Source organism: Aeromonas sp. Prich7-2, from assembly GCF_017939255.1.
Taxonomy (GTDB): Bacteria; Pseudomonadota; Gammaproteobacteria; order Enterobacterales; family Aeromonadaceae; genus Aeromonas; species Aeromonas caviae.
In genome coordinates, this window is sequence record NZ_JAGKRI010000377.1 from 14,241 (window position 1) to 28,600 (window position 14,360).

Below are 14,360 nucleotides of genomic sequence, written 5' to 3' on the forward strand. Positions count from 1 at the left end.
TCCTCCATCGAGAATCCAAGAGTCATGAACCCCTCATTGATCAGAAAGCTGGAAGGCCTCATCGAGCGCCATGAAGAAGTACAGGCCTTGCTCGGGGAGCCCGGGGTCGCCTCGGATCAGGACAGATACCGCGCCCTGACCCGGGAATACGCCCAGCTGGAAGATATCGTTCACGCCTTCCAGCGTTTCCGCCAGGCCGAAGAGAACCTCGAGACCACCCGGCTGATGCTGGAGGAAGAGGATGCCGAGCTGCGGGTGATGGCGCAGGAGGAACTGCCGCTCGCCAAGGCGACCTTCGAGGAGCAGGAGCAGGCGCTTCAGGTGATGCTGTTGCCGCGCGACCCCAAGGATGACAACAACTGCTATCTGGAGATCCGTGCCGGTGCCGGTGGCGACGAGGCGGCCATTTTCGCGGGGGATCTGTTCCGCATGTACTCCCGCTACGCCGAGCGTCAGGGGTGGCGTGTCTCCATCGTCAGCTGCAATGACGGCGAACACGGCGGCTACAAGGAGGTGATCGCCAAGGTGGACGGCGAGCACGTCTACGGCCGCCTCAAGTTCGAGTCCGGCGGCCACCGGGTGCAGCGAGTCCCCGAGACCGAATCCCAGGGCCGGGTGCACACCTCCGCCTGTACCGTGGCCGTGCTGCCGGAAGTGCCGGAAGCCGAGCAGGTGGAGATCAACCCCTCCGAGCTGAAGATCGACACCTTCCGCGCTTCCGGTGCCGGCGGCCAGCACGTCAACAAGACCGACTCCGCCATCCGCATCACCCACCTGCCCACCGGGCTGGTGGTGGAGTGCCAGGACGAGCGCTCCCAGCACAAGAACCGCGCCAAGGCGATGTCGGTGCTCTCCGCTCGCCTGCAGGCGGCCGAGGACGAACGCCACCGCGCCGCCGAGCAGAGTACCCGCCGCAACCTGGTGGGCTCCGGGGATCGCTCCGAGCGCATCCGCACCTACAACTATCCCCAGGGGCGTCTCTCCGAGCACCGGATCAACCTCACCCTCTATCGTCTGGGCGACATCCTGGAAGGGGATCTGGACTGCGTGATCACCCCCCTGGTGCAGGAGTATCAGGCGGATCAGCTCGCCTCCCTGGCCGAGAGCAACTGATGCAGATCCAGCAGGCCCGCGCCCATATCATGGCGACCCTGGCCTCCGGGGAATCCCCCCGTGCCGACGCCGATGCCCTGCTCTGTCATCTGCTGGATTGCCGGCGCAGCTATCTGATGACCTGGCCGGAGCACGAGCTCGATGCCGCCCAGCAGGCGACCCTGTCGGGCTGGCTTGCCCGTCGCCTCAATGGTGAGCCCATTGCCCACCTCATTGGCGAGCGGGAGTTCTGGTCGCTGCCGCTGAAAGTGAGCCCGGCCACCCTGATCCCGCGCCCCGATACCGAGGTGCTGGTGGAACAGGCGCTGGCCCGCCTGCCGGGCGGCCCCTGCGCCCTGCTGGATCTGGGCACGGGCACCGGTGCCATCGCCCTTGCACTCAAGTCTGAGCGACCGGATGCCGATGTATGGGCGGTGGACAGGATGCCGGCCGCGGCCGCGTTGGCCCGCACCAACAGCGCCGCCCTGGGGTTGCCCATCGAGGTGCGCGACGGCAGCTGGTTTGCGCCGCTCTCGGATGCACCGCGCTTTGCGATGATCGTCTCCAACCCGCCTTACATCGACGGGACGGACCCCCATCTTCACGAGGGGGACGTGCGCTTCGAGCCGCGCTCCGCCCTGGTGGCGGAGGAGCAGGGGCTGGCGGATATCCGCCTCATCGTCACCCAGGCGCCCGCCCATCTGGTGCCAGGTGGCTGGCTGTTGCTGGAACACGGCTGGGATCAGGGGGAGGCGGTGCGTCAACTCCTGCTGCAACAAGGCTACGTCCAGGTGGAAACCGTGCGCGATTACGGCGATAACGAGCGGGTGACCCTGGGGCGCCTGGCTCAGTGATATGACGGGCGGGCCCGGTCTGCCCCTGTTCAAGGAAATCTTATGTATGTTGTTCTCAAGCATCTGCACCTCACCCTGATTGCCGGGGCCGTGCTGATGTTTATCCTGCGCTTTTACTGGTTGCAGACCGGCTCCGCGCTGGCAGGGGGCGCCCGCACCCTCAAGATCAGCGGCTGGCTCAACGGCCTGGTGGTGCTCTCCGGTGCGCTGCTCTGCATGGTGCTGGGTCTCAACCCCCTCAACAACGCCATCCCCTGGCTGGCCGAGAAGCTGACATCCATCCTGGTGGTGGCGTTTCTGGCCATGATGGCGCTGCGCCTGGCCCGCAGCAACGGCATCCGCTGGTTTGCCTTCTTGGGCGCACTGGGGTGGATCTTCTTTATCGCCAAGCTTGCGGTGCAAAAGCAGGCCAGCCTGTTCGGCTAGGAAGGATGACGATGATACGTGTGGATGAGTGGACCGACTTCGAGGCTCACGATCTGGCCGAGCTGGCGCTGTCGGTGAGCGACGAGATCCGGGGCCATGGCGGCACGGGAGAGGCCGAGCTTGCCCGCCTCGATGCCTGGCTGGACGAGACGATTGCCGAGGGAGACTGCGACGAGGTGCGCCGTCAGCTGTTGCAGGGTTTCTACCAGACCCTGGGCTTTCGTGGCGACTGGCAGGATTACTTCTCGTCCGCCAACTGCGATCTGGACCAGGTGCTGGCAAGGCGCAAGGGGATCCCGGTCAGTCTCGGCATCCTCCTCATCCAGCTGGGTCGCAAGATAGGGCTGGATGTGGAGGGGATCTGCTTCCCCGGCCATTTCCTCCTGAGTTTTGCCGGTCTGGACGGGGAGGTCTATGTGGACCCCTTCAACGGTGATGAACTGAGCCGGCACCGCATCGAACTGCTGCTGCGCGGTGCCCTCGGCAACCTGGAGAGTCTGAGCGATGATCATCTGCAGCCATCGGGGCAGTGGGAGATCATCGAGCGCTTGCTCAATGTCAGCAAGGGCGCCCTGCTGCGCGAGGAGCGCATGACGGAGGCGTTGCGCTGCAGCGAGCTGCTGCTGCGCATGAAGCCCGGCGATCCGCTGGAGACGCGGGATCGGGGCTTCATCTATGAGCAACTCGATTGCCCGCGCTTTGCCGCCGACGATTTCGAATACTTTATTGAACAATGCCCTGATGATCCCGTGGCCGATGTGCTGAAAACCCAGCTGGCCACCCTGGACCTCAGTCCCAAACCCCTCCATTAAGGATCCCTGAGATGGAACAGAAGAATATCAAGGTCAACCAGATCGACGTCGCCAACGACAAACCTTTCGTGCTGTTCGGCGGCATGAACGTGCTGGAATCCCGCGACATGGCGATGGCGGTGTGCGAGAAGTACGTGGAAGTGACCAGCAAGCTCGGCATCCCGTTCGTGTTCAAGGCGAGCTGGGACAAGGCCAACCGCTCCTCCATCCACTCCTATCGCGGCCCGGGTCTGGAAGAGGGGATGAAGATCTTCCAGGAGCTGAAAGCGACCTTCGGCATGCCGGTGATCTCCGATCTGCATGAGCCCCATCAGGCCAAACCGGTCGCCGAGGTGGTCGACGTCATCCAGCTGCCCGCCTTCCTGGCGCGCCAGACCGATCTGGTGGAGGCCATGGCCCGCACCGGCAACGTCATCAATATCAAGAAGCCGCAATTCCTGAGCCCAAGCCAGATGAAGAACATCACCGACAAGTTCGAGGAGTGTGGCAACGATCGCCTGATCCTCTGCGAGCGCGGTGCCAACTTCGGCTATGACAACCTGGTGGTGGACATGCTGGGTCTGGGCGTCATGAAGAAGAGCACCGGCGGCTATCCGGTCATCTTTGACGTCACCCACTCCCTGCAGTGCCGTGATCCCCTGGGGGCGGCCTCCGGCGGTCGCCGCGAGCAGGTGACCGAGTTGGCCCGTGCCGGCATGGCGGTGGGCCTGGCCGGTCTCTTTATCGAATCCCACCCGGATCCGAAAATTGCCCGCTGCGACGGCCCGAGCGCCCTGCCGCTGGAGAAGCTGGAAGGCTTCCTCAAGCAGATGAAGGCCATCGACGATCTCGTCAAGAGCTTCGAGCCCCTCGATACCTCCGCCTGATCGCGATTTTTACTATCAAAAATGCCCCGCCATGCGGGCAATGCTGTTCAGATAAGCACTTTTTTGACTGATTATTCATAAATTGGATTTGAGTTGAGGGGGCAAGGCTGTGTCCAGTCGATCTTCCTCCAGCCTTTATCCAGCGGGGCTTGCAATAGAAAGAGGGAGGCATCATGCCTCCCTCGATTTTTTGTCCTGATACTACGTGGACTGGAACTCAAATTCTCTTAAGTGAACAGCATTGCCGCCATGCGGGGCATTTTTATTTCCGTCATTTTCATTTGGTGCTCTTCAGCGTCCATTGCGACCACGTTTCTGTGGTGTTAATGATGTTAAATATATTGTGTGATTGATGTCTCTTATTTGCTTCTTATGACATGCAAAAGTAGCGACCGTCAGGATGGCAAAAAGGTATGAAGCGGGTGAGATAACACTATTTCTCGCCGCAGACTGCTGCATGCGCTATTTGCTGTCAGTGGAGTCACACTTATTAACAGGACGTTGAGCATGCACAAGAAAATTGTCAGTAGCCTCTATTTTCAGGTGATATTGGCAATCACCATCGGAATATGTCTGGGACATGTCTATCCGAGTCTGGGCGCAGATATGAAACCCCTTGGTGATGGCTTCGTTAAATTAATCAAGATGATCATCGCCCCCGTCATTTTTTGTACCGTGGTCACCGGCATTGCCGGCATGGAAAGCATGAAGGCGGTGGGCAAAACCGGTGCCATTGCGCTGATCTATTTTGAAGTGGTGAGCACCCTGGCCCTGATCATCGGTCTGTGCGTGGTCAACGTGCTGCAGCCTGGGGCCGGTATGAATGTGGATCCCTCCTCACTCGACGCCAGCGCCATCTCCGTCTATGCGGATCAGGCCCAGTCCCAGGGGATAATTCCCTTCCTGCTGGATGTGATACCGGCCAGCGTCATCGGTGCCTTTGCCGGCGGCAATATACTCCAGGTGTTGCTGTTTGCCGTCCTGTTCGGATTTTCCCTGCATCATATCGGGGAGAAGGGAAAACCCATCTTCAATATCATCGATGGTTTCTCCCAGGTTATTTTCGGCATCATCAACATGATCATGAAACTGGCGCCGATCGGGGCATTTGGCGCCATGGCATTTACCATAGGGAAATACGGTATTGGTTCTTTGGTTCAGCTGGGGCAATTAATTGCTAGCTTCTATCTGACCTGCCTGCTGTTTATTTTTCTGGTGCTCGGCAGTATCGCCAAAGCCAATGGCTTCAGCATTGTGCGCTTTATTGCCTATATCCGGGAAGAGCTGTTGATCGTGCTCGGAACATCCTCGTCGGAATCCGTATTACCGCGCATGCTGGTGAAAATGGAGGCGCTGGGCTGCAAGAAATCGGTGGTGGGTCTGGTGATCCCGACCGGTTACTCATTCAACCTGGACGGTACCTCCATCTATCTGACCATGGCTGCCGTCTTCATCGCTCAGGCGACCAACACCCCGCTGGACCTGTTCCATCAGCTCACCCTGCTGGTGGTGCTGCTTATCTCCTCCAAGGGGGCGGCCGGAGTCACGGGGAGTGGCTTCATCGTGCTGGCAGCCACCATCTCGGCGGTAGGGCATCTGCCGCTGGCCGGGCTGGCGCTGATCCTCGGGATTGATCGCTTCATGTCGGAGGCGCGCGCCCTGACCAACCTCATCGGCAACGGGGTGGCGACCCTGGTGGTGGCCCGTTACTGCGATCAGCTCGACGAGGCCACCATGCAGGACGCCCTGGCGAAACCCGTGGCGGTCATGCCGGTGGACCTGCGAAGCTGACCCAGGTTCCGGCGGCGATCATCACCCATGAAAAAACGGCCCGAGGGGCCGTTTTTTTATCTCTTTACGCAGGGCGCCTTACAGGCTCTGGGTGAAGGTGCGGGTTACCACGTCACGCTGCTGCTCCGGGGTCAGGGCGTTGAAACGCACGGCGTAACCGGAGACGCGGATGGTGAGCTGCGGGTATTTTTCCGGGTTGGCGATGGCGTCTTCCAGGGTTTCGCGGCGCAGTACGTTGACGTTCAGGTGCTGACCCCCTTCGACCACAGGCTCTTGCTGAACCGGCAGTTCACGGTATTCGAATTGACCCAGGTCGGAGAGGCTGACTTCCTGATCGGCGGCAAAGCTGTCGCCCTTGACGCAGATGCAGCGAGCCTGTTGTTTCTCTTCGTCCAGCAGCCAGAAAGAGTTCAGCAGAGCGGCGTTGGCGGACTGGGTGATTTGGATGCCCTTGATCATGGTATGACTCCTCATAGGAAAGCGGATTCAACGGTAAGCACATTACCCTGATGTTTTTAAACCACCTCTTGGAAGGAATGATTTAACGGGGCCTTGCCTTACACCTTTACTTCGTTGGGGCCATATATACCACGACGGTAATATTACGAAAATTGATCCAAATCAATAAAGCCCCATTTTGCGTGCATTGAAAGGGATTAAATCATTGAGTTGAATCAAAAACAGATCATTTTTCTGTTTTTGTAAGATATATGAATTATGCATTTTTTATTATTCATATCTAGTGATTTAACTACACCTTTAGGGTTTATTTCTGGCGTCAGCGAAAACCGGCCTGCCCATGAGGCCTGTCCGAAGGACGTCCTGTTATTCCTGTGTCGACGCAGCCTCGGTCATTGCCCGTGAACGCCGCCGCCACTTCCCAGGCTGGCAAGGCTGAGCCTGACCTCCATGCGGTTGCGTCTTGGGGGCGAGGACCCTATCCTGAGCCCCTTGCTCTATTGACCGAGGAGATAGCGGTGCCAAGCTGGACAGAAGGCGGGGAGTGGGGAGAGGCTGGCATGCCAGCCAGGATGGAAGGAGTGGATCCACAACGAGAGGAGACGGGTGTGCTGACCTGGAAAGATGTGATTGGTTCGGAGAAAGAGCAGGCGTATTTCATGGACACCCTGGCCACCGTCAGGGCCGAGCGGGAGGCGGGCAAGGTGATCTATCCCCCGGCGACCGAGGTCTTCAATGCCTTCAAACTGACCGAGCTGGATGACGTCAAGGTGGTGATCCTGGGGCAGGATCCCTATCACGGCCCGGACCAGGCGCACGGCCTCTGTTTCTCCGTCTTGCCCGGAGTGCGCACGCCGCCGTCCCTCGTCAACATCTACAAGGAGATGCAGCGGGATCTGCCGGGTTTTGTCACACCCAATCACGGCTTCCTGGAATCCTGGGCCAGACAGGGAGTGCTGCTGCTCAATACGGTGCTGACGGTCCAGGCGGGCATGGCGCACTCTCACGCCCACCTGGGGTGGGAGACTTTTACCGATCGAGTCATCGAACGGATCAATGCCCATTGCCAGGGAGTCGTCTTCCTATTGTGGGGCGCTCATGCCCAGAAGAAAGGGCGTTTCATCGACCGGTCGCGCCACCATGTGCTGAGCGCCCCCCATCCCAGCCCGCTCTCTGCCCATCGCGGTTTCATCGGTTGCGGCCACTTCTCCGAGGCCAATCGCCTGCTGGTCCAGCAGGGACGCAACCCCATCGACTGGCTCTCGGTCTGCGCCGATCCGGCGGCCTGACGCCGTGCATGCACAGGGGAAATGGTGTCCCCTGTGCCCCCTGTGGTGAGAGGCTGGTGCAGCCGCTGTCTGCATCCGACTTGATTGAGTGCAAAGTTCAGGCAATAAATGACCGTATACTCGAGACAGACGTTTTCTCATTTCAGTGCAAGGAGTGCCCATGTTATCCAGTCTGCATAAGGACCACCTCAACATCACCCGGTTGCTGACGCTGCTCAAGCAAAAGCTGGCGGCCATTCGCAATGAGCAGCCGGTGAGCTACTTCCTGCTGCGGGATGTGGTGGATTATCTGCGCGAGGTATCCGACAAGTACCACCACCCGAAGGAAGACATGATTTATGACTACTACCTGAAATACAGGGTGGTGGAGGGGGAGGTGGCCAACCGGCTGCACGAGGAGCACGCCCGTCTGCTGGATGCAGGGACCGAGCTCAAGGAGATGGTGGAGATGATCCTGATGGATGCGGTCATCCCGCTGGATCAGTTCGTGGCCCGTCTGGAGCAGTTCATCGAGCAGCAGGAGGCGCACATGAACTATGAGGAAGGGGCCATCTTCCCCCATCTGCGCGACTCCCTGACCGAGGATGACTGGCGTCATCTCGAACAGCTCTGGCAGAACCGGGCCATCAATGATCCCCTGTTCGGGGCGGAGGTAAGCCAGCACTTCCAGGCGCTGGCCAAACAGCTTTCGCTGCCTGCAGCCTGAAAGGAGGTTCACCCATAAAAACAGCGCCCCGGTCAATCCGGGGCGCTGTTTTTATGGCTCCACTCGCTGGAGTGAAATATGGGCGACGTGGGCGTATCAGAGCTCCAGGTCGTCCGATCCTTCATAGGCGATGTCGATGGCCTGCAGCTCCTTTTGCAGGCGGTGCTTGTCTTTAAGCGCCTCAATCTCACGCCATTTGCGTTTTTTTCCCGTTGTCCCGCGGCTACGTGAACCCAGCTCAACGACCTCGTCAAAATCGAAGTTGAACATGTCCATGGCTCCCTCCTTGGTTTTATGGTTTTCACCATCCGTATAACACGACGCCTTTGAAAATAAAACGTTTTTATGACGAAGTTGTGACAACCGGAAACAGGCACAAAAAAACCGGGCTGCCCTTTCGGGAGCCCGGTTTTTGCGGTGCCACTTCGCTCTGTGAGAGCCGTGTGGCGAGCGGCTTTACAGATGGCTTGCCAGCATGGTTTCCAGCTTGCCCTGGTCGATGGCGAACAGGCGGATGCCTTCCCCCAGCTTCTCGACGGCCATGGCGTCCTGGTTCAGCTCCCAGCGGAATTCGGCTTCGGTCATCGGGGCCGGTTTGGCTGTGCGCTCGCCGGTGTAGTCCAGTTTGCGCACCACGGTGCCTTCGGCCTTGCTCAGCTCTTCCAGCAAAGCGGGGCCAATGGTCAGGCGGTCGCAGCCGGCCAGTTCCAGGATTTCGCCGGTGTTGCGGAAGCTCGCGCCCATGACCACGGTCGGGTAGTCGTGCTGCTTGTAGTAGTTGTAGATGGCGGTGACGGAGACCACGCCCGGATCTTCACTGGCGGTGTAATCACGGCCGTTCTTGGCCTTGTACCAGTCGAGGATGCGACCGACGAAGGGGGAGATGAGGAAGGCGCCGGCTTCGGCACAGGCACGAGCCTGGGCGAAGGAGAACAGCAGGGTCAGGTTGCACTGGATACCCTCTTTCTCCAGCACCTCGGCGGCACGGATCCCTTCCCAGGTGGAGGCCAGCTTGATCAGGATGCGATCATTGCTGATACCGGCTTCGTTGTAGAGGCGGATCAGCTTGCGGGCCTTGGCGATGCTGGCGTCGGTGTCGAAGGAGAGGCGGGCGTCCACTTCGGTGGAGATGCGACCCGGGACGATTTTCAGCACTTCGAGGCCGATGTTGACCGCCAGCTTGTCGCCTGCGTCGATGATTTGCTGTGCCTTGTCCTGGCTCTGGGATTTGGCCCAGGCAATGGCGTCCTGGATCAGGGTTGCGTACTCGGGGATCTCGGAGGCCTTGAGTACCAGAGAGGGGTTGGTGGTGGCATCGATGGGCTGGTAGCGCTTGATGGCTTCGATGTCGCCGGTATCGGCAACCACTGTGGTCAGGGCTTTCAGCTGGGTCAATTTATCGGCCATGGCAAATATCATCTCTTTATGAGGGAGCAATCCCAGGGTGGCGGGCATGAGACGGCAGTTCTGAAATTAAATTACAAGATCCCGGCGGCTCAGGCTCAGAAAGGGGCGATGGGCAGGCCCCATCGTCATTGCCTGCCTAATTAATACGGATGTGGCGCATCCTGCAATAGGGGGGCTTGTATGCGAATCAGCCAGGTGGTGAAAGCGGTACCGGCTGTCTGGTGAAAGTGTTTGATAAAAAACGAGTTTTATTCATGGTGTGGCGGCTGGCTCCGACATGGAAAAGCGCAATTATTTTGGTGGATTCATGAATTTGTGCGGTAGGTCACATAAATAGTTCTGTCAGCTACTTGAAATTTAATTACGTGTAAAACGTTTTGCGTTACAACCCCTTGCCGATGAGGCATGAGAAGCAAACGCTTGTCTCCCTGATGTCGTTTCACTCAGCGGTTTTTACCCCCATGGGATGAGTTGTAAATTGGTTCTCTATTGGCTCTAATTTGTAAGGGCGCTGGGTAGCGCATCAATTTTTGTTGATTTATTGCGTGCTAAATGAAGCTTTTTTGCATCAAATTGCTCGTTTTTTGTCTCCCCAGTGAGCCCTGTCACTATTCTGAATTCCCTCGCTATGCTAGATTCCGCCCCTTCGGCGCAATGCTGGTTCGGAAATTGACAGAGAGCGGTCAGCGCAGACTGGCCATGGATGTGATAACAACGAGAGAATTATGGACACCTTGATTGCAATGATTAACGACCTGATGTGGGGAGCCGTGCTCATTTACCTGCTGATCGGGGTCGGTATCTTCTTTACCTTCCGCCTGGGCTTTATCCAGATCCGCCACTTCGGGCACATGTTCTCGGTCCTGCGCAACAGTCGCAAATCCGACAGCGCCGGCATCTCCTCCTTCCAGGCTCTGTGTACCAGCCTGGCGGCTCGCGTCGGGACGGGCAATCTGGCCGGTGTGGCCGTCGCCATCTATCTGGGTGGCCCTGGCGCCGTCTTCTGGATGTGGCTGATTGCCTTCATAGGCATGGCCACCGCCTTCGTGGAAAGCACCCTGGCCCAGCTCTACAAGGTCAAGGATGAGGATGGCAACTACCGGGGCGGTCCCGCCTACTACATGGAGCGCGGCCTCGGCATGCGCTGGATGGGGGTGGTCTTCTCCCTCTGCCTGCTGCTGGCCTTCGGTCTGGTGTTCAACGCGGTGCAGGCCAACTCCATCAGCCTGGCCATGAACGTCGCCTTCGGCATCCCTGACTGGGTGAGCGGTCTGGCCCTGGTGGTGCTCTCCGGCCTCATCATCTTCGGCGGCATCCGCGGCATCGCCCGTTTCGCCGAGCTGGTGGTGCCCTTCATGGCGCTCGCCTACATCCTGATGGCGCTGTTCGTGGTGGCCATGAACATCAGCGAGCTGCCCGGCGTGCTGGCCCTGATCATCAAGTCTGCGTTCGGCATCGAGCAGGCGGGTTCCGGCGCCATGGGCTATGCCATCTCCCAGGCGATGATCAACGGCATCAAGCGCGGCCTCTTCTCCAACGAGGCGGGCATGGGCTCTGCCCCCAACGCTGCCGCCACCGCCACCCCCTATCCGCCGCACCCGGCCTCCCAGGGTTATGTGCAGATGCTGGGTGTCTTCCTCGATACCATCGTCATCTGTACCTGTACTGCCGCCATCATCCTGATGTCCGGCCAGTTCGAGCCGGGCTCCGGTGTGACCGGTGTCGAGCTGACCCAGCGTGCGCTCTCCTCCCAGGTGGGCGGCGGTGGCAACATCTTCATCGCAGCGGCCATCTTCTTCTTCGCCTTCACCTCCATCGTGGCGAACTACTCCTATGCGGAGACCAACCTGGTGTTCCTCGAGCACAACCACAAGGGCGGCCTGATGCTGTTCCGGATGTTCGTGCTGGGCATGGTGATGTTCGGCTCCGTGGGCGAGCTACCGACCGTGTGGGCTCTGGCGGATGTCTCCATGGGGCTGATGGCCATCGTCAACCTGGTGGCCATCCTGCTGCTCTCCGGCGTCGCCATCAAGCTGGCCAAGGACTACAACGACCAGCTCAAGCTGGGGCGCGTCCCCACCTTCGATGCCAACAAGTACCCGGAGCTGCGCAGTCAGCTGGAAGAGGGGATCTGGGACAACCCGGGCAAGAAATAAGCCTGCGTTGCAAGGTGATTGAAGGGGAGCCATGGCTCCCCTTTTTCATGGGTAAAAAGAGGGGGCGGCTTTACACCGACTTCACAGAGCCTCATCGGCAGCACACCTCGCGGGACTATGCTGGGTTCATCACTCGCCGCCATGGCGATGCCTTGCTAACGACAGTCAGGAGACATGCAATGCAACAACGACAATCCATCCTGTGGGGCGCTCTGGCCACCCTGATGTGGGCCGGCCTGGCTCATGCCGGTGACAAGGCGGCGACCGATCCCCTGCGCCCCGTGGTGGATGCCAGCATCCGGCCGCTGCTCAAGGAGCACAGGATCCCGGGCATAGCGGTGGCCGTGCTCAAGGATGGCAAGGCCCACTATTTCAACTACGGTGTGGCCGATCGGGAGCGCGCGGTCGGTGTCAGCGAGCAGACCCTGTTCGAGATAGGTTCCGTGAGCAAGACCCTGACCGCGACGCTGGGGGCCTACGCCGTGGTGCAGGGGGGCTTCGAGCTCGATGACAAGGCGAGTCTGTTCGCCCCCTGGCTCAAGGGATCCGCCTTTGACAACATCACCATGGGGGAGCTGGCTACCTACAGCGCGGGCGGCTTGCCGCTGCAATTCCCCGAGGAGGTGGATTCGCTCGAGAAGATGCAGGCCTACTACCGCCAGTGGACCCCAGCCTACTCGCCGGGTTCCCATCGCCAGTACGCCAACCCCAGCATCGGGCTCTTTGGCTATCTGGCGGCGAGCAGCATGAAGCAGCCGTTCGATCGCCTGATGGAGCAGACGATCCTGCCGGGGCTTGGCCTGTACCATACCTACCTCAATGTGCCCGAGCAGGCCATGGGGCACTACGCCTACGGCTACTCGAAGGAGGATAAGCCCATCCGCGTCACTCCCGGCATGCTGGCGGACGAGGCCTACGGCATCAAGACCAGCTCGGCGGATCTGCTGCGCTTTGTGAAGGCCAGCATCAGCGGGGTGGATAATGCGGCCATGCAGCAGGCCATCGATCTGACTCACCAGGGCCAGTATGCGGTGGGGGAGATGACCCAGGGACTGGGCTGGGAGCGTTACGCCTATCCCGTCAGCGAGCAGACGCTGCTGGCGGGCAACTCCCCGGCGATGATTTACAATGCCAACCCGGCGGCGCCCGCGCCCGCTGCAACAGGGCACCCTGTGCTCTTCAACAAGACCGGCTCGACCAACGGCTTCGGGGCCTATGTGGCCTTCGTGCCGGCCAAAGGGATCGGCGTCGTCATGCTGGCCAATCGCAACTACCCCAACGAGGCGCGCATCAAGGCGGCCCACGCCATCTTGACGCAACTGGCCAGGTAATGGAGCGCCTTCGCTGAGCCTTGAGGGCACGCCGCATCGCCGAGTGCCATCTCGTCACTAGGCCCCGGCAGGCCGCCCGCTCTATAGTGCCCGGCATCTTCCTCTGCTTTTGCAGGATTGAGTTGTCAATCTCGCTGACAGCGCACCTGTGATGGTGAAACCTGCTGCTATGGAGCCTTCATGGGTATGTTTCTGCTGTGTACTTTTCTGATGATCATCCTCTATCCCCTCGGGATCGATCTCTATCTGGTGGCCGTGCCCCGCATTGCGCAAACCCTGCAGGGGAGCGAGGCGCAGATCCACACCGCTTTTTCCATCTATCTGCTGGGCATGGCGGCTACCGTGCTGCCGGGGGGCATGCTGGCGGATCGCCATGGCAGGCGCCCCGTGGTACTGGGGGGCGCCCTCATCTTCGTGGTCGCCTCCCTGGTGGCGGCGGAGGCGACCGGCATCGCCCAGTTTTATCTGGGGCGTTTCTGGCAAGGGGTGGGCGCTGGAGCGCTCTACATCATGACCTTCACCGTGCTGCGGGATGTGCTGAGCCAGGCGCGCCTCGCGATGGCTCTCTCCCTCATCAACGGCGTGATCTGCGTCATTCCGGTGCTGGCTCCCGTACTCGGTTATCTCATCCTGTCGCACTTCGAGTGGCGCGGCATCTTCGTGGGCATGGCGCTGGTGGCCGCCATCAGTGCCCTAGGCTGTGTTCTTAAAGTGATGAAGATATAATCTCACATCTTCTCAACAGCTTAAGATCCATTCCGTGTCCCGCCGTTATCAGCTGACTGATGCACAATGGGGGCTTATCGAGCCCCAGTTTCCTTCTCGAAGCCTGATCGGGCGCCCTACCCGTGAACCGCGCCAAGTGCTCGATGGCATTCTCTGGATACTCCACACCGGAGCTCCTTGGCGAGACCTTCCAGAACGTTTCGGACCATGGAATTCGGTCTACAACACCTTCCGGCGTTGGCAGGATGCAGGCCGGATTGATGCCATTCTGGAAGCGCTGCAACTCAAGCTCAATGAAAAAGGGCTCATCGATTTCGACCTGTGGTGCCTGGACGGCTCCAATGTCAGAGCATCCAAAGATGCTGCCGGTGCACGTAAAAAAACACCTCAATGAATCAAGCCCTTGGCCGTTCGCGGGGAGGTTTCGGCAGCAAAATTCACTTGG

13 protein-coding genes and 2 pseudogenes are annotated in these 14,360 nt (G+C 59.6%); 12 read left to right on the forward strand and 3 right to left on the reverse strand.

Annotation, left to right across the window (positions count from 1 at the left end):
- Positions 1-24: 24 nt before the first annotated feature.
- From prfA to J9892_RS24470, 6 genes are all read left to right on the forward strand, one after another.
- Positions 25-1,113 (forward strand): peptide chain release factor 1, encoded by a 1,089-nt coding sequence (gene prfA, locus J9892_RS24445; protein WP_210539193.1) that lies wholly within the window; start codon positions 25-27, stop codon positions 1,111-1,113.
- Positions 1,113-1,946: a peptide chain release factor N(5)-glutamine methyltransferase gene (prmC, locus tag J9892_RS24450; protein WP_210539194.1), complete on the forward strand. Its 834-nt coding sequence runs from the start codon at positions 1,113-1,115 to the stop codon at positions 1,944-1,946. The genes prfA and prmC overlap by 1 nt, the downstream gene beginning before the upstream one ends.
- A 42-nt stretch (positions 1,947-1,988) precedes the next feature.
- Positions 1,989-2,372, forward strand: a complete 384-nt coding sequence (locus J9892_RS24455; protein ID WP_042880800.1) for a SirB2 family protein — start codon at positions 1,989-1,991, stop codon at positions 2,370-2,372.
- An 11-nt stretch (positions 2,373-2,383) separates the two neighbouring features.
- Complete coding sequence (locus J9892_RS24460) at positions 2,384-3,184, forward strand: tetratricopeptide repeat protein (RefSeq protein ID WP_210539195.1); 801 nt, start codon at positions 2,384-2,386, stop codon at positions 3,182-3,184.
- Between the two features lie 11 nt (positions 3,185-3,195).
- Positions 3,196-4,050: a 3-deoxy-8-phosphooctulonate synthase gene (kdsA, locus tag J9892_RS24465; RefSeq protein ID WP_048207171.1), complete on the forward strand. Its 855-nt coding sequence runs from the start codon at positions 3,196-3,198 to the stop codon at positions 4,048-4,050.
- A gap of 507 nt (positions 4,051-4,557) precedes the next feature.
- Complete coding sequence (locus J9892_RS24470) at positions 4,558-5,841, forward strand: dicarboxylate/amino acid:cation symporter (RefSeq protein ID WP_103243557.1); 1,284 nt, start codon at positions 4,558-4,560, stop codon at positions 5,839-5,841.
- A 78-nt stretch (positions 5,842-5,919) separates the two neighbouring features.
- Here J9892_RS24470 and grcA read toward each other — a convergent pair whose 3' ends face one another.
- Positions 5,920-6,300 carry an autonomous glycyl radical cofactor GrcA gene (gene grcA / locus J9892_RS24475; RefSeq protein ID WP_210539196.1) on the reverse strand — a complete coding sequence of 127 codons (381 nt, stop codon included), beginning with the start codon at positions 6,298-6,300 and terminating at the stop codon, positions 5,920-5,922.
- A 608-nt stretch (positions 6,301-6,908) separates the two neighbouring features.
- Between grcA and ung the strand changes: the two genes are divergently transcribed.
- Both ung and J9892_RS24485 read left to right on the forward strand, forming a co-directional pair.
- On the forward strand, positions 6,909-7,589 hold the full coding sequence (gene ung / locus J9892_RS24480) for a uracil-DNA glycosylase (RefSeq protein WP_119196893.1): 681 nt from the start codon (positions 6,909-6,911) through the stop codon (positions 7,587-7,589).
- Between the two features lie 160 nt (positions 7,590-7,749).
- The gene (locus J9892_RS24485) at positions 7,750-8,295 is read left to right on the forward strand and encodes a hemerythrin domain-containing protein (protein WP_210539197.1); all 546 of its coding nucleotides are present in this window, start codon (positions 7,750-7,752) and stop codon (positions 8,293-8,295) included.
- 96 nt (positions 8,296-8,391) lie between these two features.
- On the opposite strand, the gene J9892_RS24490 is transcribed toward J9892_RS24485, so the two are convergent.
- Both J9892_RS24490 and tal read right to left on the reverse strand, forming a co-directional pair.
- Positions 8,392-8,571, reverse strand: coding sequence for a DUF3545 family protein (locus J9892_RS24490; RefSeq protein ID WP_010673858.1), 180 nt, complete (start codon positions 8,569-8,571; stop codon positions 8,392-8,394).
- A gap of 180 nt (positions 8,572-8,751) precedes the next feature.
- Complete coding sequence (tal, locus tag J9892_RS24495) at positions 8,752-9,702, reverse strand: transaldolase (protein ID WP_148091121.1); 951 nt, start codon at positions 9,700-9,702, stop codon at positions 8,752-8,754.
- A gap of 725 nt (positions 9,703-10,427) precedes the next feature.
- Here tal and J9892_RS24500 point away from each other — a divergent pair.
- The 4 genes and pseudogenes from J9892_RS24500 to J9892_RS24515 form a co-directional block, all read left to right on the forward strand.
- Positions 10,428-11,858: a sodium:alanine symporter family protein gene (locus J9892_RS24500; protein ID WP_010673860.1), complete on the forward strand. Its 1,431-nt coding sequence runs from the start codon at positions 10,428-10,430 to the stop codon at positions 11,856-11,858.
- 179 nt (positions 11,859-12,037) lie between these two features.
- Positions 12,038-13,189, forward strand: coding sequence for a CMY-1/MOX family class C beta-lactamase (gene blaMOX, locus J9892_RS24505; RefSeq protein ID WP_210539198.1), 1,152 nt, complete (start codon positions 12,038-12,040; stop codon positions 13,187-13,189).
- Positions 13,190-13,369: 180 nt separating this feature from the next.
- Positions 13,370-13,879, forward strand: a pseudogene (locus J9892_RS24510) (MFS transporter); the annotation flags it as partial.
- 70 nt (positions 13,880-13,949) lie between these two features.
- A pseudogene (locus J9892_RS24515) lies at positions 13,950-14,360 on the forward strand (IS5 family transposase); the annotation flags it as partial.